Source organism: Micrococcoides hystricis (genome assembly GCF_042434215.1).
GTDB classification, from domain to species: Bacteria; Actinomycetota; Actinomycetes; order Actinomycetales; family Micrococcaceae; genus Micrococcoides; species Micrococcoides hystricis.
Genome location: NZ_JBHLUB010000002.1, coordinates 59,811 through 85,484, shown reverse-complemented (window position 1 = coordinate 85,484; position 25,674 = coordinate 59,811). Strand labels below are relative to the sequence as shown.

At 58.8% G+C, this 25,674-nt stretch carries 33 protein-coding genes; 18 read left to right on the top strand and 15 right to left on the bottom strand.

All coding sequences use genetic code 11. From position 1 onward, the window contains the following. Nucleotides 1-29: 29 nt before the first annotated feature. Nucleotides 30-698, bottom strand: a complete 669-nt coding sequence (locus tag ACFFFR_RS02615) for a type 1 glutamine amidotransferase (protein WP_377457974.1) — start codon at nucleotides 696-698, stop codon at nucleotides 30-32. Between the two features lie 53 nt (nucleotides 699-751). On the opposite strand from ACFFFR_RS02615, the gene ACFFFR_RS02610 reads away from it, so the two are divergent. Beyond that, on the top strand, nucleotides 752-1,744 hold the full coding sequence (locus ACFFFR_RS02610) for an ABC transporter substrate-binding protein (protein ID WP_377457973.1): 993 nt from the start codon (nucleotides 752-754) through the stop codon (nucleotides 1,742-1,744). A 7-nt stretch (nucleotides 1,745-1,751) separates the two neighbouring features. On the opposite strand, the gene ACFFFR_RS02605 is transcribed toward ACFFFR_RS02610, so the two are convergent. Beyond that, nucleotides 1,752-2,342: a hypothetical protein gene (locus ACFFFR_RS02605; RefSeq protein ID WP_377457972.1), complete on the bottom strand. Its 591-nt coding sequence runs from the start codon at nucleotides 2,340-2,342 to the stop codon at nucleotides 1,752-1,754. Between the two features lie 15 nt (nucleotides 2,343-2,357). Next, entirely contained in the window at nucleotides 2,358-2,816 is a 459-nt protein-coding gene (locus ACFFFR_RS02600) for a hypothetical protein (protein ID WP_377457971.1), read from the bottom strand. Nucleotides 2,817-3,006: 190 nt separating this feature from the next. Between ACFFFR_RS02600 and ACFFFR_RS02595 the strand changes: the two genes are divergently transcribed. After that, entirely contained in the window at nucleotides 3,007-3,255 is a 249-nt protein-coding gene (locus tag ACFFFR_RS02595) for a substrate-binding domain-containing protein (RefSeq protein WP_377457970.1), read from the top strand. A gap of 34 nt (nucleotides 3,256-3,289) precedes the next feature. Here the strand turns inward: ACFFFR_RS02595 and ACFFFR_RS02590 are convergent, their stop codons facing one another. Continuing rightward, nucleotides 3,290-3,904: a PepSY domain-containing protein gene (locus ACFFFR_RS02590; protein WP_377457969.1), complete on the bottom strand. Its 615-nt coding sequence runs from the start codon at nucleotides 3,902-3,904 to the stop codon at nucleotides 3,290-3,292. A gap of 17 nt (nucleotides 3,905-3,921) precedes the next feature. After that, nucleotides 3,922-4,821: an SDR family oxidoreductase gene (locus ACFFFR_RS02585; RefSeq protein ID WP_377457968.1), complete on the bottom strand. Its 900-nt coding sequence runs from the start codon at nucleotides 4,819-4,821 to the stop codon at nucleotides 3,922-3,924. A gap of 354 nt (nucleotides 4,822-5,175) precedes the next feature. Between ACFFFR_RS02585 and nagB the strand changes: the two genes are divergently transcribed. Continuing rightward, complete coding sequence (nagB, locus tag ACFFFR_RS02580; protein WP_377457967.1) at nucleotides 5,176-5,955, top strand: glucosamine-6-phosphate deaminase; 780 nt, start codon at nucleotides 5,176-5,178, stop codon at nucleotides 5,953-5,955. Between the two features lie 198 nt (nucleotides 5,956-6,153). Here the strand turns inward: nagB and ACFFFR_RS02575 are convergent, their stop codons facing one another. Continuing rightward, complete coding sequence (locus ACFFFR_RS02575; protein ID WP_377457966.1) at nucleotides 6,154-6,681, bottom strand: hypothetical protein; 528 nt, start codon at nucleotides 6,679-6,681, stop codon at nucleotides 6,154-6,156. A gap of 171 nt (nucleotides 6,682-6,852) precedes the next feature. Here ACFFFR_RS02575 and ACFFFR_RS02570 point away from each other — a divergent pair, with 171 nt between their 5' ends. Both ACFFFR_RS02570 and ACFFFR_RS02565 read left to right on the top strand, forming a co-directional pair. Continuing rightward, complete coding sequence (locus tag ACFFFR_RS02570) at nucleotides 6,853-7,365, top strand: hypothetical protein (protein ID WP_377457965.1); 513 nt, start codon at nucleotides 6,853-6,855, stop codon at nucleotides 7,363-7,365. Next, complete coding sequence (locus ACFFFR_RS02565; RefSeq protein ID WP_377457964.1) at nucleotides 7,365-7,805, top strand: DUF421 domain-containing protein; 441 nt, start codon at nucleotides 7,365-7,367, stop codon at nucleotides 7,803-7,805. Before ACFFFR_RS02570 ends, ACFFFR_RS02565 begins: the two co-directional genes overlap by 1 nt. On the opposite strand, the gene ACFFFR_RS02560 is transcribed toward ACFFFR_RS02565, so the two are convergent. The 3 genes from ACFFFR_RS02560 to ACFFFR_RS02550 are packed head-to-tail and all read right to left on the bottom strand — an operon-like array spanning nucleotide 7,786 to nucleotide 10,781. Beyond that, nucleotides 7,786-10,188: a heavy metal translocating P-type ATPase gene (locus ACFFFR_RS02560; protein WP_377457963.1), complete on the bottom strand. Its 2,403-nt coding sequence runs from the start codon at nucleotides 10,186-10,188 to the stop codon at nucleotides 7,786-7,788. The two genes, ACFFFR_RS02565 and ACFFFR_RS02560, sit on opposite strands and share 20 nt — an antisense overlap. Before the next feature lie 14 nt (nucleotides 10,189-10,202). Further along, nucleotides 10,203-10,421 carry a heavy-metal-associated domain-containing protein gene (locus tag ACFFFR_RS02555; RefSeq protein ID WP_377457962.1) on the bottom strand — a complete coding sequence of 73 codons (219 nt, stop codon included), beginning with the start codon at nucleotides 10,419-10,421 and terminating at the stop codon, nucleotides 10,203-10,205. Between the two features lie 45 nt (nucleotides 10,422-10,466). Beyond that, complete coding sequence (locus ACFFFR_RS02550) at nucleotides 10,467-10,781, bottom strand: metal-sensitive transcriptional regulator (RefSeq protein ID WP_377457961.1); 315 nt, start codon at nucleotides 10,779-10,781, stop codon at nucleotides 10,467-10,469. A gap of 75 nt (nucleotides 10,782-10,856) precedes the next feature. On the opposite strand from ACFFFR_RS02550, the gene ACFFFR_RS02545 reads away from it, so the two are divergent. Next, a complete protein-coding gene (locus ACFFFR_RS02545) occupies nucleotides 10,857-12,056 on the top strand; it encodes a lipid II:glycine glycyltransferase FemX (RefSeq protein WP_377457960.1) in 1,200 nt (399 codons plus the stop codon). Next, on the top strand, nucleotides 12,049-12,165 hold the full coding sequence (locus ACFFFR_RS02540) for a DUF6157 family protein (RefSeq protein WP_377457959.1): 117 nt from the start codon (nucleotides 12,049-12,051) through the stop codon (nucleotides 12,163-12,165). The genes ACFFFR_RS02545 and ACFFFR_RS02540 overlap by 8 nt, the downstream gene beginning before the upstream one ends. 31 nt (nucleotides 12,166-12,196) lie before the next feature. On the opposite strand, the gene ACFFFR_RS02535 is transcribed toward ACFFFR_RS02540, so the two are convergent. From ACFFFR_RS02535 to trxA, 3 genes are all read right to left on the bottom strand, one after another. Further along, a complete protein-coding gene (locus ACFFFR_RS02535; protein ID WP_377457958.1) occupies nucleotides 12,197-12,889 on the bottom strand; it encodes a hypothetical protein in 693 nt (230 codons plus the stop codon). Between the two features lie 137 nt (nucleotides 12,890-13,026). After that, nucleotides 13,027-14,439: an aldehyde dehydrogenase family protein gene (locus tag ACFFFR_RS02530; protein WP_377457957.1), complete on the bottom strand. Its 1,413-nt coding sequence runs from the start codon at nucleotides 14,437-14,439 to the stop codon at nucleotides 13,027-13,029. A 202-nt stretch (nucleotides 14,440-14,641) separates the two neighbouring features. Beyond that, on the bottom strand, nucleotides 14,642-15,013 hold the full coding sequence (gene trxA, locus ACFFFR_RS02525; protein ID WP_377457956.1) for a thioredoxin: 372 nt from the start codon (nucleotides 15,011-15,013) through the stop codon (nucleotides 14,642-14,644). A gap of 125 nt (nucleotides 15,014-15,138) precedes the next feature. Between trxA and ACFFFR_RS11920 the strand changes: the two genes are divergently transcribed. Both ACFFFR_RS11920 and rlmN read left to right on the top strand, forming a co-directional pair. Continuing rightward, nucleotides 15,139-15,255 (top strand): DUF8730 family Cys-rich protein, encoded by a 117-nt coding sequence (locus ACFFFR_RS11920; RefSeq protein ID WP_512700191.1) that lies wholly within the window; start codon nucleotides 15,139-15,141, stop codon nucleotides 15,253-15,255. Between the two features lie 108 nt (nucleotides 15,256-15,363). Beyond that, on the top strand, nucleotides 15,364-16,605 hold the full coding sequence (gene rlmN / locus ACFFFR_RS02520; protein WP_377457955.1) for a dual-specificity RNA methyltransferase RlmN: 1,242 nt from the start codon (nucleotides 15,364-15,366) through the stop codon (nucleotides 16,603-16,605). A gap of 10 nt (nucleotides 16,606-16,615) precedes the next feature. Here the strand turns inward: rlmN and ACFFFR_RS02515 are convergent, their stop codons facing one another. Next, entirely contained in the window at nucleotides 16,616-17,497 is an 882-nt protein-coding gene (locus ACFFFR_RS02515) for an inositol monophosphatase family protein (RefSeq protein WP_377457954.1), read from the bottom strand. Nucleotides 17,498-17,668: 171 nt separating this feature from the next. Here ACFFFR_RS02515 and ACFFFR_RS02510 point away from each other — a divergent pair, with 171 nt between their 5' ends. The 8 genes from ACFFFR_RS02510 (at nucleotide 17,669) to ACFFFR_RS02475 (ending at nucleotide 23,633) form a co-directional block, all read left to right on the top strand. Next, nucleotides 17,669-18,019, top strand: a complete 351-nt coding sequence (locus ACFFFR_RS02510) for a four-helix bundle copper-binding protein (protein WP_377457953.1) — start codon at nucleotides 17,669-17,671, stop codon at nucleotides 18,017-18,019. A 76-nt stretch (nucleotides 18,020-18,095) separates the two neighbouring features. Then, nucleotides 18,096-18,371, top strand: a complete 276-nt coding sequence (locus ACFFFR_RS02505; protein WP_377457952.1) for a hypothetical protein — start codon at nucleotides 18,096-18,098, stop codon at nucleotides 18,369-18,371. Then, nucleotides 18,371-18,523, top strand: coding sequence for a hypothetical protein (locus tag ACFFFR_RS02500; RefSeq protein WP_377457951.1), 153 nt, complete (start codon nucleotides 18,371-18,373; stop codon nucleotides 18,521-18,523). Before ACFFFR_RS02505 ends, ACFFFR_RS02500 begins: the two co-directional genes overlap by 1 nt. An 88-nt stretch (nucleotides 18,524-18,611) precedes the next feature. Beyond that, on the top strand, nucleotides 18,612-20,777 hold the full coding sequence (locus ACFFFR_RS02495) for a peptidase domain-containing ABC transporter (RefSeq protein WP_377457950.1): 2,166 nt from the start codon (nucleotides 18,612-18,614) through the stop codon (nucleotides 20,775-20,777). A 91-nt stretch (nucleotides 20,778-20,868) separates the two neighbouring features. Further along, nucleotides 20,869-21,267, top strand: coding sequence for a hypothetical protein (locus ACFFFR_RS02490; RefSeq protein ID WP_377457949.1), 399 nt, complete (start codon nucleotides 20,869-20,871; stop codon nucleotides 21,265-21,267). An 8-nt stretch (nucleotides 21,268-21,275) separates the two neighbouring features. Beyond that, nucleotides 21,276-22,448 (top strand): sensor histidine kinase, encoded by a 1,173-nt coding sequence (locus ACFFFR_RS02485; RefSeq protein ID WP_377457948.1) that lies wholly within the window; start codon nucleotides 21,276-21,278, stop codon nucleotides 22,446-22,448. Further along, nucleotides 22,445-23,137, top strand: a complete 693-nt coding sequence (locus ACFFFR_RS02480; protein WP_377457947.1) for a response regulator — start codon at nucleotides 22,445-22,447, stop codon at nucleotides 23,135-23,137. Before ACFFFR_RS02485 ends, ACFFFR_RS02480 begins: the two co-directional genes overlap by 4 nt. Before the next feature lie 97 nt (nucleotides 23,138-23,234). Beyond that, entirely contained in the window at nucleotides 23,235-23,633 is a 399-nt protein-coding gene (locus ACFFFR_RS02475) for a hypothetical protein (protein ID WP_377457946.1), read from the top strand. Between the two features lie 42 nt (nucleotides 23,634-23,675). Here the strand turns inward: ACFFFR_RS02475 and ACFFFR_RS02470 are convergent, their stop codons facing one another. Then, the gene (locus ACFFFR_RS02470; protein WP_377457945.1) at nucleotides 23,676-24,113 is read right to left on the bottom strand and encodes an arsenate reductase ArsC; all 438 of its coding nucleotides are present in this window, start codon (nucleotides 24,111-24,113) and stop codon (nucleotides 23,676-23,678) included. Next, nucleotides 24,110-25,222, bottom strand: coding sequence for an ACR3 family arsenite efflux transporter (gene arsB / locus ACFFFR_RS02465; RefSeq protein WP_377457944.1), 1,113 nt, complete (start codon nucleotides 25,220-25,222; stop codon nucleotides 24,110-24,112). Before arsB ends, ACFFFR_RS02470 begins: the two co-directional genes overlap by 4 nt. An 84-nt stretch (nucleotides 25,223-25,306) precedes the next feature. Between arsB and ACFFFR_RS02460 the strand changes: the two genes are divergently transcribed. After that, a complete protein-coding gene (locus ACFFFR_RS02460; RefSeq protein ID WP_377457943.1) occupies nucleotides 25,307-25,648 on the top strand; it encodes an ArsR/SmtB family transcription factor in 342 nt (113 codons plus the stop codon). Nucleotides 25,649-25,674: the final 26 nt, after the last annotated feature.

The window sequence follows — 25,674 nt, the reverse complement described above, 5'->3', positions numbered from 1 at the left end:
TGGTCAGAAGGTGCAACGCGCGGTCGCACTTAGGCCAGTGTTTGAAGGAATGTTTCAAGAACTCTGCGACCGCGAGCTTGGTAGGTTTCGGCTTCCGCAGCCAGTTGCCGCAAGAAACGGTGCCGCTGTTCGTCAGTCAGCATGGTTGGTTCTTCTGCTAAGAGCAGTTCAGCAGCCTCAGCGGTGAGTTCCAAGTGAAACTGCAGACCTAAGTTCTTGCCGTGTACGAAGCCTTGATTGGCCACCGGGGTGTAAGCCAGCAGGGTGGCGCCAGGTGGCAGGGTGAAGCATTGATAGTGGAACTCGGCCCACGGTCCGGCATCCACGAAGCTTTCTGGTGTGCAGCTAAACCAGTAGAAGCCGTTCTCGGCCTCAGCGGCATTGCCCACCTGTCCACCGAGCAGTTGGGCAAGAAGCTGGGCGCCGAAGCAGATCCCAATGACGGGAACGCCTCGGTCCTGCTGTGCCCGAATATAGTCCCGTTCTGTCTCGAGCCACGGCAGCTGGTGGTCTAGGACTGACTCGAATGAGCCCATGACAAGTAATAAATCAACATGTTCAACTGGCGCTGTACCGGCGACAAAAGAGCGAATTATCGGCTCATAGCCCAGCTGTCGAAGGATCTTGGGCACATGACCGGCCAAGGGTTCCTGCTGTGCCACCACCGGCGCATGGCTTAAGATCACTGCAGTGCGCATTAACCACCTCCCACAAGAGATTACGTCTAGGTGGGCGCGAAAGGAAGAGCTACGTGAACAGTCAAACCCGTCTTGTCCTCGGCACTGCCCTTGCCGGATCCCTCCTGCTGACCGGTTGCGGCGCAGGCCAGCCGGCTGCACCCCCGGCCACGAGTGCGGCCTCCGGGGAAGAAACACAGCAGCTGACGGAAATCGGGATTGGCGTGCTGCCAATCGTGGACGTAGCGCCGCTTTATCTGGGCATGAAGCAAGGCATTTTTGAAAAGCACGGCATCAAACTCGTGCCGCAGATCGCTCAAGGTGGGGCCGTGATCGTACCCGCCGTGACCAGCGGTCAGATGCAGATCGGGTTCTCCAATGTCACCTCATTGGCGATCGCCCGGGACAAGGGTCTGCGCGTGAAGATCATTGCTCCGGCATCGGGTTCCACCGGAGTGGACGGCGCTGACTACACCGCAGTGATGGCCAAGAAGGACTCAGCTGTCACCGACGCCAAGTCTCTTGAGGGCAAACGCGTGGCGGTCAACACCATGAACAACATCCTTGATTCGACCGTCTCTGCCTCGATGCGCAAAAAAGGCGCAGACCCCACAAAGGTGAAGTTTGTGGAGGTCCCCTTCCCGGACATGGCAGCCCAGCTGGAAGCCGGCAATGTTGACGCGATCGTCGTATCCGAACCGTTCGTGACCGTCGCAGAAGACGAAGGGAACGTGCAGGTCCTATCCAACTACGCGCTCGCGACCGAAGATCTGACGGTGGCCACCTACTTTGCCACAGAGGAGTTCATCCAAAACGAACCACAGACCTTGGCAGCCTTCCGGGCAGCCGTCGTGGAATCCCAAGAATTCGCTACCGCGAATCCTGATAAGGTCCGTCAGATTCTGACGGAGTACACCAAGATGGATAAGTCCGTGGCCGAACGCGTTACCCTAGCGACCTATCCGGCCAGCGTGAACAAGGTGGCCGTGGCGGATGTGGCTCAGATGGCCGAAACCGACGGCCTGATTAAGGACGCCGAGAAGGTCAGCGACCTCGTTGCCGAGTGAGCGGGAGTTAGACGCGAAAGTAGACCCGCAACCCGCGATCGTTAACGAAGCCTAAGCGCAGGTAGCGGGCGAGGAGTTCCTCATCCTCGGCATACGTCACCACCGTGACATCAGCCGGCAGGGCGTTGATGCGGGAGCGCAAATCCGCCGGCACACCGGAATTGCTTCCGGGTAGCTGACCCACAGCAGACAGGACATAGTACTGCCCCCGTGGCAGGCCCGAGGTATCAAGGGCTGCGCCACCGCTACGCCGCATCATCGTTCGCAAGCCAACGATCAACCAGATCAAAAGCAAGAACGTGATGACCAAGCCGAGCATGAGCGGCAACCTGTTGGCCGGCGACGACACGGTCACGAGGATCCCCAGTGCTGCGGGCACACACAACAGGGCGAACATTCCTAGGCTGCGCAATACGGTGGGCAGCGGAGTATTGGGGACTAAAGCGAAGGTCCCATTGCCGTCCGCCGTGACGTGCACATTGCGCTGACCTGAGGCGACGGTGGAGAAGAGCATGCCTAGAAACAGGTGGGCTGCTTCGGTCCGAGTGCGGCTGAAGGCACGGCTGCAGATGTACGCGGCACGGAAGAGTTTCAGCATTTTTAGGTTCCTAGGTTAGGTAATTGGGGCGGATTCGCCGTTACCACGGCCCTGTAGCTGGAAAGCTTTCCGGTACAGCACAGAGTTATGATCTGGGCTACCTGGATCGCGTGGTAGCACGCCTGTGGCCGCCCAGAGGCACTCACGCAACCATTGACCGAATCCGTGCACCCGAAAATTGGCAATTCGTGTGACATCATCGGGAGCGGCTTCGAGGAGAATAATGACCCGCTGAAGTCCTGCGAGCTCTTCTTGGATCGTGACCCATTCTGCGACTTCAGGCGGGTATTCAAAATCAGTGTCTTCGGGTGGCCACTCGGCCTGCTCGATTTCTTCTGCCGTAGCCCGCGCTGCAAGTAGTTGCGGGTCCGCCAATGAAAAAGCGCCGACGATTCGTTCTCGGATCATGAATTCGTCGATCAGACTGTCGTAGTACGGCGTCGCATCGAATTCGAGCGCGTTCCAAGATTCCAACAGCCTGATCGTTTCTGTGACAGTCGAAACCTTTGGTACTTGGTAACGCATCCTGGCTTGGCCCAAAAGTGAAGTGTAATCGTCTATGACTCTTCTAACGAAGTGGCTTGTGCTGCGGGGCGTGGTCCCCGAACTATCTTAATCTGACTACTTTGCCACAGAGGAGTTCATCCAAAACGAACCACAGACCTTGGCAGCCTTCCAGGCAGCCGTCGTGGAATCCCAAGAATTCGCTACCGCGAACCCTGATAAAGTCCGTCAGATCCTGACGGAGTACACCAAGATGGACAAAGATGTGGCAGACCGAGTCACCTTGGCCACCTACCCCGGAAGCGTCAACAAATTGGCGGTAGCGGAGGTGGCCAAGATGGCCCAGACCGACGGGCTCATCAAGAGCGCCGACAACGTCAGTGACTTGGTGCTAGAGGACGCGCAATAACAGCATCCTTGTCACGATCGGGTAGTGCGCCGGTTTAGCCAAGGCGTGGATCGCTTGGGACGATGTCTCCCGTCTTGGCATCAACGCGGACCTGATGCTTGGCGTTGGCTTCCTGCTTGAAGACGATTTCCCAGACCAGAACGTCTTCTTCGGTCTTCAGTTCGACGTCCTCAACTGCGGAATCCTTCGGCGCTTGCTCCCGGGCCTTGGTCACGGCTTCTTCCATGCCGATGGTGGCCTCGAGGAACTCGTCGAGGTCATCGCCGTCGAGCGGGTCGGTTTCTTCGTGCTCGCGGATCGTCGTGCCGTCAGGTTCAATGGTGAGCTCATGCACCACATGTTCAGCGGCGACCATCTCTAGGTCATACTTGGAGCCACCATCTTCATATTCGTAGCTCAGCGGCGCGGAGTTCGGGACCTCCTCGGTGGCCGTTGCGATCACGTCTTCGAACCGCTCTACGATCTCAGCGGTGTTCGTCTCTTCACCACTGGTGGCTTGCTGTTCCTCCGGCACCCGGTCCCCGTGCTGGTCGCTGGGGTTGGATTGGCCGCAGGCACTGAGAGCCAGTGCAGCTGCCGCAATCAAACCTAGGACCTTCGCGAGTTTCTTGGGTGGGGTGGATGTGATGGCTGTTTGTGGCTTTGTCATGTCACTCTCCTAGTGGCTTACGGTGAGGGGGTTCCGCCGTTGACATTCAGGGTCTCGCCCAGCACGTAGCTGGACTCTGCCGAGGTGAGGAAAACGTAGGCGGGAGCCAGCTCGGTGGGCTGGCCGGCGCGGCCCAGTGGCGTGTTTTTTCCGAATTCCGGCAACGCCTCTTTGGGCTGCCCGTCAGAGACCTGAAGCGGAGTCCAAATCGGGCCAGGGGCTACAGCGTTGACGCGGATGCCTCGCTGCGCCAGTTGCTGCGCGATGCCTTTGGTGAAGTTGTTGATCGCCGCCTTGGTCGCGGCATAGTCGATCAGATCTTCTGAAGGCTTGTAGGCCTGAATGGAGGTGCTGTTCACGATGGTCGCGCCGGCGGGCAAGTACTCCAACGCTGTTTTGGTAATGCGGAACATGGCGTGAATATTGACCTCGAATGTGGTTTCCCACTGGTCGGCCGAGAGCTCCTCAAGGCTCTGTACAGCAATCTGCTTGCCGGCATTGTTCACCAAAGCGTCAAGACCGCCTAGCTCGCGGGCGGCGTCGTGGACCAGCTGCTCGGGGAACCCTTCTGCCGCCAGATCGCCCGGCAGGGCTACGGCCTTGCGGCCGGCTTCTTCAATGAGTTCACAGATCTTCCGGGCATCCTCTTCCTCTGCCGGCAGGTAGTTGAGGGCAACGTCCGCGCCTTCTCGGGCGAAGGCAATCGCCACTGCCGCGCCAATGCCGGAGTCCGCCCCGGTGATCAGTGCTTTGCGGCCTTCCAACCGGCCGGTGCCCCGATAGGACTCCTCGCCTCGATCGGTTTGTGGCACCAAATCAGCATCAAGCCCGGGCTCCGGTTGGTCCTGTTTCGGAGGGGAAATTACCGGGAAGCGTTTGGTGGGATCTTGGAAAGTTAGCTGGTCAGTGGATGCCATTGATGGTCTCCTTTGGTGTTGCTCAGCCGCGTTGTACCTACAGTGTTGAGCGACCCAGCGCAGCGGCCCGCTCTTCACCAGTGGACTGAAACGTCCCGCTTCAATTCGGGCTTCTTGTTTTTCACCCTATCGATTATCGGACGTTAATAGCTAGGCTGATGATTGATAATGTCATAGAGAATTCAAGGATTTTGGCGGCATTGAGGCCCAGGGTGCTGCAGAGATCATCCTTTAACTCAGGACGAAGGTGTCCTACCTTGGGGTAGAAATGACTGGCTAGTCGAAGCTGTGAGATGTCCGACAGCTTTTCTGAGCTATTCCGTGGAAGTTCACCAGCGCGCTAAGCTGGAGTTTGTGGAAATTATCATCAATGATGACCATCAGGTCCTAGCGAAAATCGTCGTCGACAGCATCGAAGCCATGGTGCGCCAGAAGCCTGACAGCGTTCTGGGTGTCGCAACCGGATCCACCCCGATCCCGATATACGAAGAATTGACCCGCCGTGTCGAGGCCGGGCTGGACCTCTCCCAGATCCGCATTTTCGGTCTGGACGAGTACGTCAGCCTTGATGAAAACAACGCACAGTCCTACGCCTACTTCATCCGCCAGCACATCATCGAACCGTGCAAGATCAACCCGGCCAACGTTCGACTCCTTTCCGGTGTTGCCGAAGACCTGAAAGCGGAAGCCGCCGATTTCGAAGCAGCTATCAAAGCTGCCGGTGGTGTCGACCTGCAGATCTTGGGGGTCGGCCACAATGGGCACATTGCGTTCAATGAGCCAACCAGCTCCCTGGCCTCCCGTACCCGCCGGGTCTCCCTGACCGAGAAGACCATCGAAGCGAACTCACGCTTCTACAACTCCGTGGATGAGGTTCCACGGCACGCAATCTCTCAGGGCATCGGCACCATCTTGGAAGCACGCCACCTAGTGATGCTGGCCTACGGTGAAGAAAAAGGCTACGCGGTCAAGGAAATGATCGAAGGCCCAGTGTCCGCCATGATGCCGGCCTCGGCCCTGCAGCTGCATCCGCACGTGTCCGTGCTGATTGATGAAGGTGCAGCCAAAACCCTGCAAAAGGCAGACTTCTACAAGTTCGAGTGGTCCTCTAAGGAAACACAGACACTCGACTAAACCCTCGTATCGAACTGCGGGGTGGGGCTGGATCCGAATGACGGAGTCGGTCCCACCCCGCTGCAGTTTAACCAACAGCGTTTTTGCTATGTGCGTCTGAGATGTCACCTTTGTGGTGCAACGAAACACACAGGTGGGCGTTTCGTCATGACGCGTAACTTAACACTGGCCGTGTTGAGTAGCTGAGGGCCAACGGGCTCAGCATGAGCGCCCCTGTAGCGCAAAGGCCCTCCGGTATAGGGTGGAGGATTGGGCGGGGGAGCCAGGATCTTTGGGCAGAACGCCCGTGGCTGCCCAGAGAGATTCACGGACCCATTGACCGAACCCGTGAACCCTGAAGTTGCCCACACGTGCTGGGTCCGCCGCTGCCAGTTCGATCAAGATGATCAACCGCTGTAGCCCGGCAAGCTCGTTCTGAATGGCGTTCCATGCCAGAACTTCTGGCGCAAAATCGAAGTCATCCGCCTCTTGTGGCGGCCATTCGGCATTTTCGTGTTCTACCGAACTGGCACGGGCCTGCAGAAGTGGGGGATCCACGATGGTGTAGCCGGCGGCCAGCAAGGAACAATCGACAAATTCGTCAGTCAAACTATCCAGATGGGGTGTCACATCGAAGGAGATGGCCCCCCACGCGCCTAGTAGCTGATCGACAGCTGTGACGGTCGTGGCTTCCGGAACCTGGTAATGGACTCGGGCCTGCGCTAGCAGGGTCTCATATGCCGTCATCGTGGTTCCAATCGATCAAGAACTAGGCGTCAAGGGCACTCTACGACCCCCGAGGTGAGAAGAGAATCGGACCAATTTTAGCTTTCGCACTGTCGACTAATGTTGGACAGCTGTGGCACTGTTAAGACAGCTGAGCTGATCATGTTTCCCAAGAAATGAAGGGTGCATGCCGTGAGTGATACCGACCTATTGCAGGACATCCGTCGCGATGATCAGGGGCAATGGCGCCACTGGGCTCGAGCGGTCATCCTCCTGCTGTTCACCGCCTTCATCCTGACAGCCCTGATAGGGGTATTCGACCAGCGCGGCAGTGCCGAGCACAGTGAGAACGGGGTCAGCGCCACATTGGAGTACCCGCGCACCACGCGAGGCGGGGAAGACATCGCGCTTGATCTGAGCCTGCGGTCCGACCAAGAACTGCCCAGTTCGATCACCGTGGTGCTAGACCACGAATACTCCACCCTGTTCGAGGATTTTGCCATCAGCCCGGTGGCTGAGGAACAGACGGACTCGCTTGAAGAGTTACGTTTTGCGGTGACCACGGGTGAAGGTCGTAGCGCGCGGGTGACCATCGATGGACGTACCGCAGATTCGTGGGCCCCCCGCACCTCTGGAACGCTGAAGGTCCATCTGGATGCGGACACAGAGTTTGAATTCGACATCACAACGTGGAGGCTGCCGTAATGGAAATCGTGGTTCGAGCGGCTATCGCATTCGGCCTACTGTGGCTGCTGGCCAAGGCCTCCGGCAAAGGAACGCTCGGAGAAATGAGCTCCTTTGACCTGCTGGTCTTCGTGGTGATGGGTGACCTTATCGCCCCGGGTATCACGGGCGAGGACCGCACCCTGACCGGGGGCGTTCTGGCGGTGGCGACTTTTGCCCTCTTAGCGGTAGGCATGAACTATCTTTCTGCCCGCTGGCGCAAAGTCGACCGGTTGATTGAGGGATACGCCATTATTTTGGTCAAAGACGGTGTGGTGGATGAGAGCGCATTGCGGCGTCAACGCATCACGACTGAAGAGCTCAAGGTGGCCGCCCGGCAGGCCCAGCTGGAATCGATGGACGATATCCGGCTGGCCCTGCTGGAGACCAACGGAAAGATTTCTATCTTTCCCCGCGCTTGAACAACGTCAACCGTAGCGAGTTCAGCACCACCAGCACCGAGCTGAAGGCCATGGCCGCGCCGGCGATCATGGGGTTCAGCAATCCTGCGATTGCCAAGCCCAGACCAATGACGTTGTAGAAGAAGGCCCAAAACAGGTTCATTTTGATGATGTGCAGCGTCTTGGTCGACAATTCGATGGCATCAGCAAGCTGGTCGATACCCGAACGCATCAGGGTGATGTCCGCGGCATGCATTGCCACGTCGGTACCAGTAGCCATGGCGACGCCAATATCTGCCTGGGCCAAGGCAGCTGCGTCGTTGACGCCGTCACCGGTCATGGCCACCACGTGGCCGTCACGTTGCAGCTGATCCACCAACTCAACTTTGTCTTGCGGGCTCGCCGAGGCGTGCACATCGGCCGGGTCGATCCCGACCATGTCTGCCACGCGGTGGGCGACACCGTCGTTGTCACCGGTCAGCAACACCGGGTGCAGGCCGAGCTTCTTCAACCGAGCCAAGCCCTCCGCGGAGCCTTCCTTGACGGTATCCACAAGGGCGAACAGAGCTTCTGGGCGGCCGTCGATCACAACCCAGATGGCTGCCGAACCGGCGGCGACGATGCGTTCGTCGGCACTGATATCGGTTGCCGAGAAGCTGACATCTTCGCCGAGGAACTTTTCCACGAAGCGCCGAGCACCCACCACCACGGTGTGGGTAGTGTCTTGGTGCTCGACTTCAGCTTCGATCCCGCCGCCAATCGTGGCGGTGAAACCCGTCAGGGTGGCGTTCAGTGCGCGACGCTCACCAGTTTCCTGATCACTCACCAACACTTGATCCATGATGCCGGCGGCAAGCGGGTGCTCGGAACCGGACTCGGCAGCTGCCGTGACCTCAAGCACGGTTTCATCATCCAGCTGTGCAGCGCTGGCGCGCACGACCTCGGTGACGGTGAGCTTGCCTTCGGTGATGGTCCCGGTCTTATCCAGCACCACCGTGTCGATGTTCCGGGTGTCTTCGAGGACTTGCGGTCCCGAAATCAGGATGCCCAGCTGGGCGCCGCGACCTGTTCCGGCCAGGATGCCGACCGGGGTCGCCAAACCGAGCGCGCACGGGCACGCAATGACGAGCACGGAGACACCAATTCTGAAAGCCGTCCCGAGGGCCGATCCGTCCTCGTTGGGTCCGAAGATCCACCACCCCAAGAAGGTCAGGGCAGCCAAGACCAGCACGATCGGAACAAAGACACCAGAGATGCGGTCGGCAAGACGTGCGATCGGGGCCTTGGCAGACTGGGCGTCGGCTACAAGAGCGGTGAGCTTGGACAGGGTGCTGTCTTGGCCGATCCGGGCCACCTCAATGACCAGCCAACCGGAGGTGTTTACGGTGCCGCCGGTGACACCGTCACCGGGAACCACCTCTACGGGAACAGATTCGCCGGTGATCAGCGACGTGTCCACCGCGGAGTGGCCCTCAAGGACCGTACCGTCAGCTGGGATCTTCTCACCGGGCCGAACCACACAGTGGTCCCCGGCCGCCAGCTCGCTGACCGGAACCGTGACTTCGGTGCCGTCGGCATTGCGCCGCTGGGCTTGCTGTGGAGCAAGCTGAATCAGAGAGGTCAGCGCGTCAGCAGCCTTGTTCTTAGCTTTGGCTTCGATGTACCGACCCACCAACAGGAAAGTGGTGATCACGGCGGCGGACTCAAAGTAGAGCTGATGGCTTTCCATGCCTGCCATGCCCAGCGCTGCCGCGATCTGACCCATCAGATCGGTCGGTTCGCCCGCCGCATGATGCACGTGTGCGGTCATGGCCGGATCCATGATCAAGTGCACCGCGGAGTAGAGGTAGGCGGCCCAGACACCCAAGGACACGAGTGTGTCCATGGTGAAGCCGCCGTGGCGAGCGTTGATGGCAGCGTTGCGGTGGAACGGCCACGCCGACCAAAAAACAACCGGTGTCGTGAGTGCGAAGACCACCCAGCCCCAGTGCGGGAACTGGAACTGGTGGAACATCGAAATTGTGAAGACCGGGACCGTGAAGACCGCCGCACCAATAAGCCGGATGAGCAGCGCGCGTGCCGTGCTTTCCTTAGCGTCTTGGTCCGCGCCGGCTGGCATTGCCAGCGCGGCATCCTCCGGGCTGGTCTCCGCATCTTCCGGAATGGAGAGGGCGGCACCGAAGCCGGCCTGTTCGATGGTTTTCAGGATCTCTTCGGTGCTCAGTTCCGCCGGGGCCTGAATGCGGGCATGCTCCAGCGGGAGGTTCACGCTTGCTTCCACACCCGGCAGTTTGCCGAGCTTGCGCTCAATCCGGTTCACACAGGACGCGCAGGTCATCCCGGAGATATCTACCTCCAGCGTGCGCAGATCTGCGTTCGGTGTGGTGTTTGATTCATAGCCCATGGGCGGGACGCCTCCTAGTTGGCTAGTGAGAAACCGGCTTCGTCGATGGCGGCGGCCACGGCCTGGTCATCGATCGGCTCATCGGCGGTCACGGTGACGGTCGAGGTGCCCCCGGAAACCAGATCTACGGCGACGTTGGTCACGGCTGGTACTTCAGAGACTTCCTCCTCGACGGACATGATGCAGTGCTTGCAGGTCATGCCGGTAACAGCGAAATCTTTGGTGTAGCTCATCAAACTTCTCCTCGTGGGGATCGGGGGAGGGTGGAAATCATGGGGTTAGCGCAACAGCCGACCGATGGCTTGGGCGGCCTCCGCCACTTTCGCGTCGACCAGCTCCGGGTTCTCCGTACGCTGGGCTTCTTGAGCAGCCTCAACCACGCAACCGCCGATATGGCCTTCAACCAGCCGTAAGCTCACCGCGTGCAGGGCCTTGTTAATGGCCGCGACCTGAGTCAGGATGTCGATGCAGTACTTGTCCTCTTCGATCATCCTGGCGATGCCGCGGACCTGACCCTCGATCCGGCTGAGCCGACGCAAGTAGTCGGCCTTGTCTACGTGATGCGTATGTTGTTGCTGCTCCACGGAACTCATTATATACCCCTAGGGGGTATGAGGGAAATGGCGTGCCAAGACAGATCACCTATACTGGCGGGTGTGAGTACGAGCATGAGCACCCCGTTGACGATTCGCCCGATTTCCGACGCGGATTACCGCACTTTCGTAGCAGACTTCCCCACCACCTCCTTCCTGCAGATGCCGGAATGGGCGCCAGTGAAAGCCGAATGGACCCCGGAGACACTGGGCTGGCATGACGTTGAAGGCACCCTCGTTGCCGTTGCCCTCGTGCTGCACCGCAGCCTGCCGATCTTCAAGAAGACGCTTGCCTACATCCCGGACGGCCCGATCTGGGCCTGGGATGCCAACGATGCACCTGCCGTGCTGGAGCCACTGCATGAATACCTCAAATCCAACGGGGCCTTCCTGATCCGGATGGGCCCACCCGTGGTGCAGGGACGCTGGCCCGGCGAGCAGATCCGCCGCGCCGTGGCGGGCGATACCGGCGGCAGCATCGACCAACTCGACCCTGCCGAGCTGACCCACACCAACGCCGAAACCATCGCCGCCGAGCAGAAACTCGCCGCCCAACTCACCAGCCAGCTTAAAGCACTAGGCTGGCAAGAACCCTCCATCAGCGACGACTTTGAAGCCGGCCAACCACAGTTCCAAGCTCGCATCCCGCTGCGGGACGCAGATGGCAACCAGCTGACAGTGGACGAAGTTCTCGGCCGGATGGACCAGTCCTCCCGCCGCCAGACACGCAAGTCCACCCGCACCGGCGTGCGCGTCTCCCACGGCACAGAAGCCGACTTCGACGCGTGGAAGGCACTGTTCGACGAAACCGCCGAACGTGACGGTTTCTTGGGTCGACCAGCCGAGTACTTCACCACCATGTACCGGGAGCTCAACGCCGCCAACCCGGGAGCCTGCGTGTTGTACTTGGCGCACGCTGAAGCCGAAAACGATGAAGACGCACCAGAGGGCACCCTGCTGGCAGCCGCGATCTACATCCGGGAAGCCAAAGCCGCCTGGTACCTCTACGGTGCTTCCAGCAACGGCTACCGCAAGCTGAACGCACCGCGTCGCTTGCAGCTGGCCATGATCGAGGACTCGATTGAAGCAGGCTGCGACTACTACGACTTGGGCGGCATCTCCGCGACCTTGAGTAAGGACCATGAACTGGCCGGGCTCACCCGCTTCAAAACCACCATGGGTGCAGACGTCGCCCGGACCTTGGGGGAATGGGACCTGCCGCTGAACAAGCTGCTAACCCGCGCCTTCGAGGTCTACATAGCCCGCCGTGGCTGATGCGGAGAGCAGGATCGCCTTGGTGCCGTTGGGTTCTGAGGAGTATCGGTCGTTCGCCGCGGACCCCGAATTGAAACAGCTTAAAGCAATGCGTTCAAAGCGGGCATAAGAACAACGTTTACCCGGATCAGCCATTGGCCTTAACCTGTCGTGTTGAAGTACTCCACGCGGAGGATAGCCTGACGCAGTTGTGGCAAGGTGAAGGTCGGCATGCGGCCGAAGTAGCGTTGCTGGTAGTCGGTGTCGATGCGCTCGGTCACCGCCTGTAGGAGACTGTCCCGAATGGGACCCTCGAGACCTGTTGCACCGGTTGTGTTCGAAATGAAACGCGAAATCCAACGCTTCTGCAGGCGATCTGTTTCAGGTGTGCGTAGACCAAGTGCCAGCAGGAAATACTCCCACGCACACTCGGGGACACCGACAACGCTCAGCAATGCTTCACGCTGAGTCTTCGCCGCTTCCCCGTCAGTGGCGACGTCTTCTGCTCCGTTGATGCCGGCATCAAGAAGCGCACCGGATGCCTTCAACACCAAGTCGATCTGCTTCTGATCCTGCACGAAGTCCGCCAGTCCGGCCGGACCAAGCATGGCCAAAACGCGCATCATGTTGGAGGGGCCGCGGAAGGCCTTGAAGGCACGCAGCCGGGGCAAGACCGCAGCAGCGGAAGAGGGCTGGAATTCGCCAATCGACAACACTGTGTCCAGGACAGCGATCTCTACCGCCCCGGCCCAGACTCCAGTGGCTCCCTTGAACGGTTTAGCGCCGGCTTGGACAGCGGCGGCGGAAAGTGCGGTGACAGCCTTTTCAAGGGAGAAGTCGGCGGCAGGTGACACGGTGATTGAACAGCTTTCTGGGCAAGGGGATCGGCGCTTCTAATCTACCCCTGCGATGGCGAGCCCTGACACAGCAGTGCGGGGTGCCACCCGACATTCTCGTCGGACGGCACCCCGCATGTGCAGGTTAGCTGTGGTTAGCCGGAGACAACCTGTGGCTCGGCGACGGCCTTCAGGCCTTCAACACCGAACTCGCGGCCGTAACCGGATTGCTTCGCGCCACCGAATGGAACCATTGGGTGCAGGCCACCGTGGGAGTTGATCCAGACGGTACCGGCCACGATCCGGGAAGCCAGCTCCTGGCCCTTTTCGCGGTCGGAGGTCCACACGGACGCGCCCAAACCAAACTCAAGCTCGTTGGCCCACTCGATAACCTGGTCCAGATCCGAGTAGCGGATAACCGGGAGGGCCGGGCCGAACTGCTCTTCGACCACCAAATCGTTGTGCGGGTCAATGTCCGCGATGATCGTGGTCGGGTAGAAGTTACCCTTCGCGTCGTGGTCTGGGTTGCCACCCAAAACGACACGGGCGCCGGAAGCCTTGGCTGCCTCAACGAGGCGGTCAACGGTTTCGTACTGCTTGCGGTTCTGCAGCGGGCCAAGCACGTTGTCTTCTTCCAAGCCCACGCCCATTGGCACGTTCTTGGCGAACTCGACAAGGTTCTCCACGACTTCGTCGTAAATGGAGTCGTGCACGTACAGGCGCTTCAACGCGGCACAGGTCTGGCCGGTGTTGATGAACGCGCCCCAGAACAAGCCTTCGGCGATTTCCTGCGGGTTTGCATCCGGAAGAACGATGCCGGCGTCGTTGCCGCCCAGCTCCAAGGTGAGGCGGGTGATGTTGTCCGCGGAAGCTTCAATGATCTGCTTACCGACAGGGGTGGAGCCGGTGAACATGACCTTGCCAATCTTCGGGTGGCGGGACAGTGCGTCACCCACGGTGCTACCCGGACCGGTCACCACGTTCAACACACCCTCAGGCAGCACCTGATTCATGACCGCAACCAGTGCAAGACCGGACAGCGCGGTGGTGGCTGCTGGCTTTGCGACAACGGTGTTACCCATGCGCAGGGATGGGGCGATCTGCCAGATGGCGATCATCATCGGCCAGTTCCACGGGGTGATCGCACCGACAACACCGATCGGGCGGTAGTGCATCTCGGCGTAAGTCTCGCCGTCATCAACGAGGACTTCCTTCGGCAGCGGGGTATCGGCGGCGGCGCGCAGCCACGCAACACAGCCACCCACCTCGAAGCGGGCGTTCGGGCCGTTCAACGGTTTGCCCTGCTCTCGGGAAAGGAGCTCGGCCAGTGCTTCGGCAGATTCCTCAATGGCGTCGGCGGCCTTGTGCAGGTAGGCGCTGCGCTCGGCATCAGGCAGAGCAGCCCATTTCTTCTGGGCGGCTTCGGCCTTGTCGATCGCGGCTTCCAAGTCAGGGATGTCTTGGACCGGGGCCTTGCCGATGAGCTCACCGGTGGCTGGGTCGATGACGTCTTCGGTTTTGCCTTCGTTGGCGGTAACAGCGTCGAGAAGTTCCTGGTAGGTCTTCATAGCTTCCTCCGTTAGGTTCAGCAGATACGGATCAGTGTTGTCTCTAACACTACGCGGAGCAGGTGAAGGAACTCTTGACTCTTGCTGCATCATTCCTGACGATCCGGGCACGGTTACCCAGACGTTAAGAAAACGATTCCCTGTCCCGAGCCGATTCAAGCGGTGCTCGGGACAGGGAATCGCGAGGGATTCAATACATAAATTATTGCTGTGCGGCCTGCTGCGCAGCCACGTCCTTCTTCACGGCCTCCATGTCCAGTCCCTTGACCTGAGCGATCAGATCATCCAAGGCTGCAGCAGGCAGTGCGCCCGGCTGGGAGAAGACCAAAATGCCGTCACGGAAGGCCATCAGTGTCGGGATCGAGGTGATCTGGGCGGCTGAGGCGAGCCCGCGTTCGGTTTCAGTGTCGACTTTGGCGAACACCACGTCTGGGTGTTGTTCGCTGGCCGTTTCGAAGACCGGCGCAAACATCTTGCAGGGGCCGCACCAATCTGCCCAGAAGTCGACGAGCACGATGCCGGACTCCTGAATGGTTTGGGCGAACGTCTTTTCTGTTAGGTCAATGGCTGCCATGGGCGCTCCTTGCACTCTTTTCAACTGCACTTGCAAAATACCCGGCAGGGTATCTACTATTGATCTATAACTATACCCCCGGGGGTATTATTCCAGCAAATGAAGTTTGAACTGAAGGAGCACGCATGTGCATGCAAGTAACGTGCCCTAGCTGCCACAAACCAACGTGGGCAGGCTGCGGCAATCACATTGAGGAAGCGTTGGCCGACGTGCCGGAGGCCAACCGCTGCAAGTGCGAGTAAAAGCAGCGTCCTCAATACAGTTCGGGAGTGGTGGTCATTTGGGGGATCACCACTCCCGCTGTTTCTACCCCGGCTTTAGAGACGCGAGATGTTTGAGACAATAGAGACGTGGCACAGTCAGATCAGCGCAAAGTAACCAACCCCGTCCCCCGCAAACAAGTCCGTCCCCGTGCAGAGGGCTGGACCCAGAAAACCGGGCCTGACGGGCGTCCGCTGCTGCAATTTTCCTCACCGCGGGTCTCCCAACCGCCAGTCCACTTGGCCGACTTGGAGATGTCCGAGCGGCAAGAGAAACTCAAGGAACTTGGCCATCCCGCCTTCCGCGCCAAGCAGCTGTCCACCCACTACTTCACGCACTACACCTCAGACCCGGCCCAGATGACCGACTTGCCCGCCGCCAGTCGCGAGGAACTGGTGGCCGCCATGCTGCCACCGCTGCTGACCGAAGTGCGCCGGTTGACCACCGACAACGGTGACACCATCAAGTTCCTGTGGCGACTCTTCGACGGTGCCCTCGTTGAATCCGTGCTGATGCGCTACCCGGGCCGAATCACCCTGTGCATTTCATCCCAGTGTGGCTGCGGCATGAACTGTCCGTTCTGCGCCACCGGACAGAACGGGCTGACCCGTAACATGTCCACCGCGGAAATCGTCGACCAGATCGTCCGCGCCAACCGCGTCATTGCAGAGGGCGGACTCGGCGGCAAACGCCGCGATGGCACCCGCGGCGACCAAGAAGCCCGTGAAGGCGAGCGCGTCAACAACATCGTCTTCATGGGCATGGGCGAACCGTTGGCCAACTACAAACGCGTCATGAAGGCCATCCGCATCATGGTCGCCGACCAGCCCGAAGGGCTCGGCATGAGCCCCCGCAATATCACCGTCTCCACGGTTGGACTGGTGCCAGGCATCAACAAGCTGGCCGCCGAAGACCTGCCGCTCACCTTTGCCCTGAGCTTGCACGCCCCGGATGACGAGCTGCGCGACGAAATGATCCCGATCAACTCACGCTGGAACGTCGACGAAGCCATCGACGCTGCCTACGAGTACTACCAGGCCACCGGCCGGCGGGTCTCGATCGAGTACGCGCTCATCAAGAACATGAACGACCACCCCTGGCGGGCAGAGCTGTTGGCTAAGAAACTCAACGGCCGTGGCCGGGGCTGGGTACACGTAAACCCCATCCCGCTCAACCCCACTCCGGGGTCGGTATGGGACTCTTCCGAGCCGGAAGTCATGCAGGAATTCGTGGACCGGATTGAGGCCGCCGGCATCCCAACCACGCTACGGGACACCCGCGGCAAGGATATTGACGGTGCCTGCGGTCAGCTGGCCGCCGCCGACGACTAATTTCAAGCGGCTAGTTTTTCGCAGTGGCGCGTTGCCGCCGTTGCTCGACCTGAGACACGATTTGCTCGAGCAACGGGTAGTTCGCGCCCGGAGCCAACGCCACGTATCCCGGCGCAAGATGCGCGCCGGCTCCTTCGGTTTTGTCCAACCAGATGGGCCGGTAGCTGCCGCCCGCTCGGTGCACGATCAACGAGGCTGCTGCGACGTCCCAAGGGTGCGTGGAGAATCCAATGGTGGCATCTGTCCACCCAGCTGCAACATGACACAGGCTCAAGGCGCCCGATCCGGTTCGGCGAACTGATGAAAAAGCTGCAATGAGTTGGCCGAGTTCGTCCGTGGCCGCTGAGCCGTCAAGTGTCAGGTCACGGGCGGAAGGATAGCCGGTTAGCAGGGTGGCCGAATCTTGGGGCTGAGCCGTTGGGGCGCGAAGCAGTTTCCCGTTCAGATATGCACCGGTATCATCAGCCGTGAAAAGTTCCTCGGAGAAGGGGTTGTAGACAGCCCCCGCGACAATCGTGCCATCAACTTCGACCCCGACACTGATGCAGAAAAATGCCAAGCCCTGAGCAAAGTTCGAGGTGCCGTCGATCGGATCGATAAACCACGTGACAGTGGGGTCGCCGCCCTGCAGGCCGTCCTCTTCACCCACGATGCGCCATTGCGGGCAGAGCCGAAGAAGGAACTCGGTGATGATCTTCTCGCTGGCCCGATCATGCTCTGTCACCAAGTCGTGACGGTCACGCTTATGCGCAACCACCATTTGCTCTCGGAATGCCTCAAGCACGTAGCTACCCGCTAGCCGGACAGCTTCTTCGGCGACTTCGCGCAAAATTTCAGGAGAAACGTCTTGGTCTTCAAACTCAACGACTGTTTCCGTGAACTGGTGTGTCAAGGGATTCCTTTAGGTGCTGTTCGTGGACTGCCAAACTCCCAAACTAGTTAGTTCAGCTGGAGCCAGAGAGACCAGCGTGTAAAGAAAAGATGACGACAACCTCAATTCACGTTCCCACGATTTTCATGAATATCTGTGGGCATTGGGCCGCAGATTTCCTAGGCTGGAAGTATGGAGAAACTAACTGAAGCAATCCGAGCCGCCTCAGCCTGTGCCGAAGCCTGTACCGCATGTGCTGATGCATGCCTGGCTGAAGAGAACGTTACCGACATGCGCGCCTGCATCCGCAGCGACCAAGACTGCGCCGATATCTGCGTGACAACATCACGCATGCTATCCCGCTTGACGGAAATCAACACGGACGTGATCAAGGCGCAACTGCAGGCCTGCATTACTGCTTGCCGCGTCTGCGCCGAAGAGTGCGAAAAACATGCCGAGCACCACGAGCATTGCCGACTGTGCGCGGAGGCCTGCCGTCGCTGCGAGAAAGCTTGCACCGAACTTTTGCTCTCCATGGAATGATTTGTTGACGCTCGTTGTGAGAGCGATCATCATCCTTGAACGGTAGTCACCATAGTCATTTGGTGGCTACCGTTTCATGTTATGGGCGGACGCGTTGGATGTGGGAAGCGCGGAATCATGGGAAGTACCAGCCGGCGAATACGCCGCTTGGTCCTACTATCGCAGGAGAAAAGCCATGCAACACGTAAACGAGATTCCCGGAACGACCCTCACAGATGAGGCCCTCGCCACTTTCCACGGTGGTGGTGAATGTAAGGTCACCATTGATCGCAACATTGATGGCTCCGTTCGCGGGGTATCGACATCTGGTGACTGTGACAACGTCTCTGTAACCGTGGTGGTGCAGAGCTAATGAGGACCGAACCGCTTGCCGGTCGAGTCCTTAGTGATGCCGAACTGGCCACATTCGTCGGCGGTGAGTGCAAAGTCATCATCACCATCGACAAGAACGGAAAAGACAAGGTCGAACTGGTCGGTGATTGCAAAGACGTCAAAGTCGATTAGCAAATGATCAGCCCAAGACTCCGAGCCGTCATCTTACAGGGGGAAAAGATGGCGGCTCGGTGGCGTCAAAGGTTCGAGAGGATTGACCATGGCAAAAGTTCCAACAATATTGCAGGCGACCGCAACAGATTGTGGTTCTGCCGTGCTCACCGCGCTACTGCGATCATGTAGTGTCGACACCACAATCGTCCAGGTGCGGGAAGTGCTTGATCCTGGACGGGACGGCACCTCAGCGTTGCTGCTAAAACAGACGGCAGAGCAGTGGGGTGTAGTCCTCGCAGGTCAGCTGCTAGATTCTCACGGACTGCCCGAAACTCTGCCGCAGCTTCCGACACCCTTCATCATGCACTTGTCGCGGCAGCACTACGTTGTTGTAGAACGTGTTCGCAGAACCAAGATCATCGTCATGGACCCAGCCGTGGGCCGACGCCGATTACCTGTTGGCGAACTTGCGGAGCAAGCCAGTGGACTGGTTTTATGCGTCACCGATCAGAGGCAGCGTGGCTCGGAAGACCCGGTGGCATCATCCCCAAGCCGGGATGTGTCCGGAATGTTCTCATTTCTAGCAGGCTTGCTTGCCCAGTCAAGGTCTTCGTTTGGCATCGCCGCGTTGCTATCGCTGCTTGTGGCAGCCGGTGGACTTGGCCTTCCGATCCTCACCGCGTTAATCGTGGATGAACTAGTTACGTCCTCGCACCAACCGGAACGATGGCTCACCCTCGGTACCTTGCTGGCACTCTCGCTAGGCGCCGTCATCTTTCTGCGTAATTGGTCTTTGGCCCGCATGCAGCAAGTACTGGCAGCGGAACTCAGCGTCAGTGTCGTCCAGAGTCTTTTCACCAGGACTTTGCGATTCTTTGAACGCAGATCGGTAGGAGACTTGTTTGGCCGTGTCGAGTCCGCCCAACAGATCCACATGCTGCTCAGCACGAGTCTGCTTGGTGCAGGTTTGGATGCCATCTTGACGATTGGGTACTTGACCGGAATGCTGTATGTGTCCCCGACGCTTGGGTCCCTCACCTTGATCATGATTGCCATCTGCCTGACGGTCTCAGTGTCGGTTGCGAAGCGTAGTGCCGCCAAACAACGCGAAGAAATTCTCTTGGCGGCGGAATCTTCTACCACCATGGTTGATGGAATCTCCGGGGTTCGTACCATGCGTAGCTTCGGTTCCGAGAACTCAGTTGTCCAAGAGTGGTCATCACTACTGAAGCAGCGTCTTGTCGTGGGACGGCAAAGAGCAACGTTGAGTGCGGTAAACGCTTCCGTGATGACGGCAGCAGCGGTTGCCACCCCACTTGTTATCCTCACCTTGGCGGCAGCTGACAACTCGCTGTCGAGTCCCGGTGTGGCGTTGGGGCTGATGGCTCTGGCCACGGCCACTCTTGCCCCAGTTACCTCGCTGGCGAGCCAGCTTGTTCAAGCAGCCCAGCTCAGACCCTTGTTCGAGCGCATTCAAGACATCGAACTTGCAGAGTCAGTCACTCAGGGTGGCGTTCGTCCCGAGACTTGCCATGGTCAGTTCAGTCTTCGCGGTGTCAGCTTCCGCCACTGCAGGCACGGGGTTGAAACCATCAAAGACCTTACCGAAGTGGTGCCAGCGGGCGCGACGGTGGCGATAGTGGGACCCACTGGGTGTGGCAAGAGCACCTTAGCGGCTCTCCTAGCCGGTCTACACGTCCCGACCCAAGGCACAATCCTGCTCGACGGTCATGAAATGGGCGTACTCGATGCGGCATGGCTCCGTGAACAGATTGGGGTTCTGCAACAGGACACGTGGATCCCCAAGGGCAGTATTGAGAACGCCCTGCGCGCCGGACGTGATCATCTCACTGAGGACCAGCTTTGGGAGGCGTTACGAAAAACTCAACTGGAACATGAAGTCCGGCTCTTGCCGATGGGCATCCAAACCCTCCTTGGTTCGGGAGGCACCGGTCTTTCCGGCGGACAAAGACAGAGGCTGGCACTCGCTCGGGCGTTACTGGGAAATCCTAAAATCCTCATCCTGGATGAACCCACAAGTGCGCTTGATCTCGGAACGGAGAGGGCGATCGAGACCACCCTTCGGGAACTCAACATCACCCGGCTGATCGTCACGCACCGGCTATCGTCGGCATCCGCTGCTGATCTTGTCTGGGTGATGGAGGCCGGGCGAATTGTCCAAGTGGGGGCCCCGGAAGAACTGGCGAATATGGCTGGGTGGTACGCCGAATTACTACGTCAAAGTAGACCACAACGTACTGTTCTGGGATGAGAAAAAAGACCGCGTTGGGATGATGCGGTCGGGTTCACCTGCGTGCAAAGATGAATCATCTAACTTTGGTTCATGCCCATGAGGAGGAGTCATGACCGATCAGAATCCCGAGACAAATTCTAACGTTGCCGAAGTCTTAGCTCGTGCGGGGGAACCAGTCATCGTCCGTATCAGCAATGGTGCAGAACTCACAGGGTGGGCGGTGCGCGAAGACATGGTCGTGGTTGAGGCCACCAATCTTGGCGAAGACGTCAGCGTGCACTTGGTTGATGCTGACCTTGTCGTGGAGGAAGTTCACGACGGTAGCATAGACCGCGAGTTGCTGACGGCGCTCCTATTGCCGAAAGGCGCCCTGCCGATATCTGGGGAGTTGCTGACTCCCACGATGATCGTCCGGGCCTTACAGGATCCCGATTGGGCGGGGAATGTACATGGCGCAAGGACTTCTTTCTGGTGCCTCATCTTTCCAAGAATGCGCGGTTGCTATTGAGAAGAAGGGTGTTAGTCCGATTAGGGCTAACTTTCACTGTCTTCATCATTGACATGCTGGTGTGGGGCGGTGATTCGCTTACCACCGCAGGTCATACCGTCCCGGTCCCACTCGTGGTGGTCGTGGCGGCGGTCTTGTATGGCACTCTGCTTTCCCATAAACACCCGCTGCTGGGATATGGCGCAATGCTTGTGCTCAGCCTTGGCACTCTATTGGTACCTGCGGCTGCAAATCTAGCTGGTTTCCTGCTCGCATTGTTCTTGGTGGCCCGCCAAAGCCCTGCAGCCACGGCTCGGTGGGCTTTAGTCGGCGCCAGTGTGCCGGTGAGCGCGAACATGATTGCCAGTCTGAACTTTCATGCACCCGTACCGGTCGGTTTCGCTTTCCTAAACCTCGGTCTGTGGTGTGTGTTGGTGATAGTGGTCTGGCTAGCTGGCCGAGCTCTGGGACGAACTGCTGCGCGATTGCGAGCTGAGAAGCTCCGCAGCGAAGCCGCCCGTGAGGAAGCCATCGTTAACGAACGGCTGCGTATCAGCCGTGACCTTCACGACTCTGTGGCGCACTCACTGACTGCAATATTGCTACAGGTAGCCGGAATTCGTGCCTTGCACAGTGACCGCACCCGCCAGGAGGTGGAGCCTGCGGAACTAGAACGGGTCTTGTCTGACATCCAAACAACGGCAGAGCAATCTATGCGAGAGCTACACCGCATGCTTGGTATGTTGCGTGAACGCGCTGGGTCGCTAGAAGACACATATACCGGGAAACTGTCTGAGGTGCCGGTACTGGTAGCCTCCGCCCAAGCGGCCGGCCTCGCGGTGCAATATCAGATCTCAGGGCTAATCCAGCCGGTGGATCCGAGTATCGAACATGCTGGTTATCGACTGGTACAGGAAGGACTGTCCAACGCGATGAAACACGGTGGTCCTGGTTCGAAGGTTTCCGTCGATGTGATGTGGACGCGAGACCATCTCAGGGTCAGTATTCGCTCCCACAGTGGGATTACTCCTATCTCAGACAGTGTTTCTGGCGGATTTGGACTCATCGGTTTACGGGAACGCGTGAGTGTTTCTGGTGGCTCGCTCACCGCAGGTCCCACCGAAGACGGCTTTCTGATCGATGCTCGACTACCCATTTCTCCGGAATCGACCTCTTTGCCCCCGGAAGTGAGAAAAACATGACTATCACCGTAATTGTGGTTGACGACCAACCGATGGTTCGTGCCGGCATCACCATGCTCTTGCGCGCGGACCCTGAGATCGAGGTGCTAGGGGAGGCCGCGAACGGCAAAGAGGGGATCCGATTGGCTCGCGAGCTCACTCCAGATGTCGTCCTGATGGATGTCCGCATGCCAGGAATAGACGGAATTGAGGCAACGCGAACCATCGTGGAGGCGAGCGGAGCATTGTCCGACAACCTCGTGAAAGTCCTGATCATGACGACCTTTGATGATGAGGAGATTGTTGTTCAAGCGCTCCAAGCCGGTGCCAGTGGATATCTGCTTAAGCACGCCTCGCCAACTGAAATTTCCGATGCGCTTCGACGGGTTGTTGCCGGAGACACGTGGCTGGATGCGACCGCAGCGACCCGGTTGGTCGAGCAGATCAGAATGCGGTCAGCTGACAGCACTGATGTTTCGGCATTACTAACCCAACGCGAACAGGAAGTCTTCAAGATGGTGGCGGCGGGAATGTCTAACCATGAGATACGGGATCAGCTCTTCCTCAGCGAGGCCACCGTCAAAACGCATGTGGCACGGATCCTGCTCAAGACCGGCTCACGGGACCGGGCCGCGGCTGTTGCGTTGGCATACCGTAGTGGCTTCGTCCATCCGCAAGACCCAACCCCTCAGCCGGATCAGACGTCGTAATGTGACTGCGTTACGTCAGATACCGTCGTGAGCTGATGTGCGGGACTATCTTGACCGGTGATGCTTAGAGGACCAACTCACGAAAGTAGGAAGTCCCATGAACTCCCATCGCCTCATCCGTTTATCATCCTCGAAACGCTCGCTGGCGTTCGCAGCTGCCGCAGGTGTTGGCCTTAGTCTGACTCTCGGTGCCGCGGTGCCGACGCAGTTCCCTACAGCAGCGGCTCCAACTAGTCAGCAGGTAGAACTGGATCCCCGCCCGATTCCCACCCCGCTCCCAACACCGTGTCGGACACCGGTCGGGGATCTTGAACGGCCACTGTGGTGTGAACGTGTCCCCGGCCCAATCGTGGATCCTGTTCCCGAGGATCTAGGAAAAGCGGCAGTGCAAGCCGTAAAGTCACGCAATGATGACGGCACCGGAGGTGGCTTCACCGATGACGATCGCGACCCACTTAAAGACAAGGAGAACACTTCAACAGAGATCCTTGCTTGAATCATCTGTTCCTCAGGCCTAATTACGTCTGTGACGACAGCATTAAGTCTGGTCGGTGGAGAGGAGTTCGGCGATCAGGGATACGACTCGAGTTCGAATCTCATCGCGAATCTTGCGAACCGATTCAAGATCCTGACCAGCCGGGTCGGCAAGTTCCCAGTCCTCGTAACGTTTGCCGGGAAAAATAGGGCAGGTATCACCGCAACCCATGGTGATCACCACATCACTGAGCTGGACGAGTTCCGTTTCCAAGAGCTTCGGTGCTGCCTGAGTGATGTCGATCCCCAGCTCAGCCATAGCCTCGACAGCCACGGGGTTAAGTTCAGCAGCCGGCATGGAGCCGGCAGATCGGACCTCGATCCTGTCTGCACCGAGGTGCTCCAGGAACCCGGCCGCCATCTGGGAGCGTCCGGCGTTGTGGACGCACACAAACAAGACGCTGGGCCGAGCCTGATCGAAAGAGGCAGCTGTCCTGCTCATGCAGACACCTGCTCATGATCTTGTTGTGCATTAGGGACGGAGTCGTCGTGTGGGAAGTACCGATTCCCCAACCACAACGCGACATACACAAGTCCCACCAAGACGGGCACCTCGATGAGTGGACCAACAACACCGGCGAGTGCCTGCCCTGAGCTGATGCCGAAAGTGCCGATCGCCACGGCGATGGCAAGCTCGAAATTGTTGCCGGATGCCGTGAAGGCCACCGATGTGGTCTTCGCGTAATTCAGTCCAACGGCCTTTGCTGCGAAGAAACTGAGCAGGAACATCAGGACGAAGTAGAGGAACAGGGGCACGGCCATGCGTGCGACGTCCCACGGGCGGGAGGTGATGGCTTCACCCTGGAACGCGAACAACAAGACGATGGTGAATAGCAGACCAATCAGTGAGAGCGGCCCGATCTTCGGTAGGAACGATTCCTCATACCACTGTCTTCCCCGTGCTCGTTCGCCTAGGACGCGGGTGAGGAATCCTGCCACCAGCGGCACCCCGAGAAAGATCAAGACTGAGATGACGACAGCCCAGACCGAGAATTCCGCAGAAACAGTTTCTAGCCCCAGCCAGCCGGGGAGGATCTGCAAATAGAACCAGCCCAGTGTTCCGTAGGCAACGACTTGGAACACCGAGTTGAGAGCAACGAGGACGGCAGCCGTCTCGCGATCACCGCAAGCCATGTCATTCCAAATGAACACCATGGCAATGCAGCGTGCCAGTCCGACGATGATCAGACCAGTTCTAAATTCCGGTAGATCGGGAAGAAACACCCAGGCGAGCACGAACATCAACGCTGGCCCCACCAGCCAGTTCAAGATGATCGACATGACCAAAAGCTTGCGGTCGCCCGTGACATGGTGAGTCTCGTCGTACCGGACCTTAGCCAAGACCGGATACATCATCACCAACAGGCCCAAGGCAATCGGGATAGAAATGCCCCCAACACTCATCGAATCGAGGAACTCGTTGAGTCCTGGAAAAACTCGCCCCAAGAGCAGACCAGCGCCCATAGCCAGCAATATCCAGAGAGCCAGCCAGCGATCGACAAAGCCCATGCGAGGTGGTCGAGTCATGGGGCGGGAGGCAGTGGTGGGCATTCAAAAATCTTTCACTTAGATGTGCATCTAACTGGGTCCGAGGTTATCGTTTCACTTAGATGGCTGTCAATGTAAGATTGAGTGATGTCCCACCTTGAGTCCGTCAACAAACACCAACGGTGCTGTGCCCTGCACGAGCGCCCCATTGGTGAAGACGAGGCCATCCAGATGGCACACCTGTTGAAAGCACTCGCAGATCCAACAAGGTTGCGATTACTGTCTTTCATTACCGCACAAGGATGCGAGCAGGTCACCGCCCGAGAACTGTCTGAGACACTGCAGATCACCCAAGCAACCGTCAGCCATCATCTGGCCAAGCTAGTCGAGACTGGGATTCTCACGCGCGCGCAAGATGGAAAGCGTGCCCGGTACACGGTCGTCATCCCGGCATTCGACCAGCTGCGCACGTTTCTCGACGTCGGTTGAAGGCTTAGACGTCTGGACGTTCTGAC

Coding starts and splice junctions, on each gene's coding strand:
- ACFFFR_RS02495 (WP_377457950.1), top strand. CDS start 18,612: ATGGCAAAAGTTCCAACAATATTGCAGGCGACCGCAACAGATTGTGGT.
- ACFFFR_RS02555 (WP_377457962.1), bottom strand. CDS start 10,421: ATGAGCTACACCAAAGATTTCGCTGTTACCGGCATGACCTGCAAGCAC.
- ACFFFR_RS02500 (WP_377457951.1), top strand. CDS start 18,371: ATGAGGACCGAACCGCTTGCCGGTCGAGTCCTTAGTGATGCCGAACTG.
- ACFFFR_RS02585 (WP_377457968.1), bottom strand. CDS start 4,821: ATGGCATCCACTGACCAGCTAACTTTCCAAGATCCCACCAAACGCTTC.
- trxA (WP_377457956.1), bottom strand. CDS start 15,013: ATGGCAGCCATTGACCTAACAGAAAAGACGTTCGCCCAAACCATTCAG.
- ACFFFR_RS02475 (WP_377457946.1), top strand. CDS start 23,235: ATGAACTCCCATCGCCTCATCCGTTTATCATCCTCGAAACGCTCGCTG.
- arsB (WP_377457944.1), bottom strand. CDS start 25,222: ATGCCCACCACTGCCTCCCGCCCCATGACTCGACCACCTCGCATGGGC.
- ACFFFR_RS02505 (WP_377457952.1), top strand. CDS start 18,096: ATGTTATGGGCGGACGCGTTGGATGTGGGAAGCGCGGAATCATGGGAA.
- ACFFFR_RS02490 (WP_377457949.1), top strand. CDS start 20,869: ATGACCGATCAGAATCCCGAGACAAATTCTAACGTTGCCGAAGTCTTA.
- ACFFFR_RS02470 (WP_377457945.1), bottom strand. CDS start 24,113: ATGAGCAGGACAGCTGCCTCTTTCGATCAGGCTCGGCCCAGCGTCTTG.
- ACFFFR_RS02615 (WP_377457974.1), bottom strand. CDS start 698: ATGCGCACTGCAGTGATCTTAAGCCATGCGCCGGTGGTGGCACAGCAG.
- ACFFFR_RS02565 (WP_377457964.1), top strand. CDS start 7,365: ATGGAAATCGTGGTTCGAGCGGCTATCGCATTCGGCCTACTGTGGCTG.
- ACFFFR_RS02480 (WP_377457947.1), top strand. CDS start 22,445: ATGACTATCACCGTAATTGTGGTTGACGACCAACCGATGGTTCGTGCC.
- ACFFFR_RS02510 (WP_377457953.1), top strand. CDS start 17,669: ATGGAGAAACTAACTGAAGCAATCCGAGCCGCCTCAGCCTGTGCCGAA.
- ACFFFR_RS02590 (WP_377457969.1), bottom strand. CDS start 3,904: ATGACAAAGCCACAAACAGCCATCACATCCACCCCACCCAAGAAACTC.
- ACFFFR_RS02460 (WP_377457943.1), top strand. CDS start 25,307: ATGTCCCACCTTGAGTCCGTCAACAAACACCAACGGTGCTGTGCCCTG.
- ACFFFR_RS02545 (WP_377457960.1), top strand. CDS start 10,857: ATGAGCACCCCGTTGACGATTCGCCCGATTTCCGACGCGGATTACCGC.
- ACFFFR_RS02560 (WP_377457963.1), bottom strand. CDS start 10,188: ATGGGCTATGAATCAAACACCACACCGAACGCAGATCTGCGCACGCTG.
- ACFFFR_RS11920 (WP_512700191.1), top strand. CDS start 15,139: ATGTGCATGCAAGTAACGTGCCCTAGCTGCCACAAACCAACGTGGGCA.
- ACFFFR_RS02550 (WP_377457961.1), bottom strand. CDS start 10,781: ATGAGTTCCGTGGAGCAGCAACAACATACGCATCACGTAGACAAGGCC.
- ACFFFR_RS02605 (WP_377457972.1), bottom strand. CDS start 2,342: ATGCTGAAACTCTTCCGTGCCGCGTACATCTGCAGCCGTGCCTTCAGC.
- ACFFFR_RS02530 (WP_377457957.1), bottom strand. CDS start 14,439: ATGAAGACCTACCAGGAACTTCTCGACGCTGTTACCGCCAACGAAGGC.
- ACFFFR_RS02575 (WP_377457966.1), bottom strand. CDS start 6,681: ATGACGGCATATGAGACCCTGCTAGCGCAGGCCCGAGTCCATTACCAG.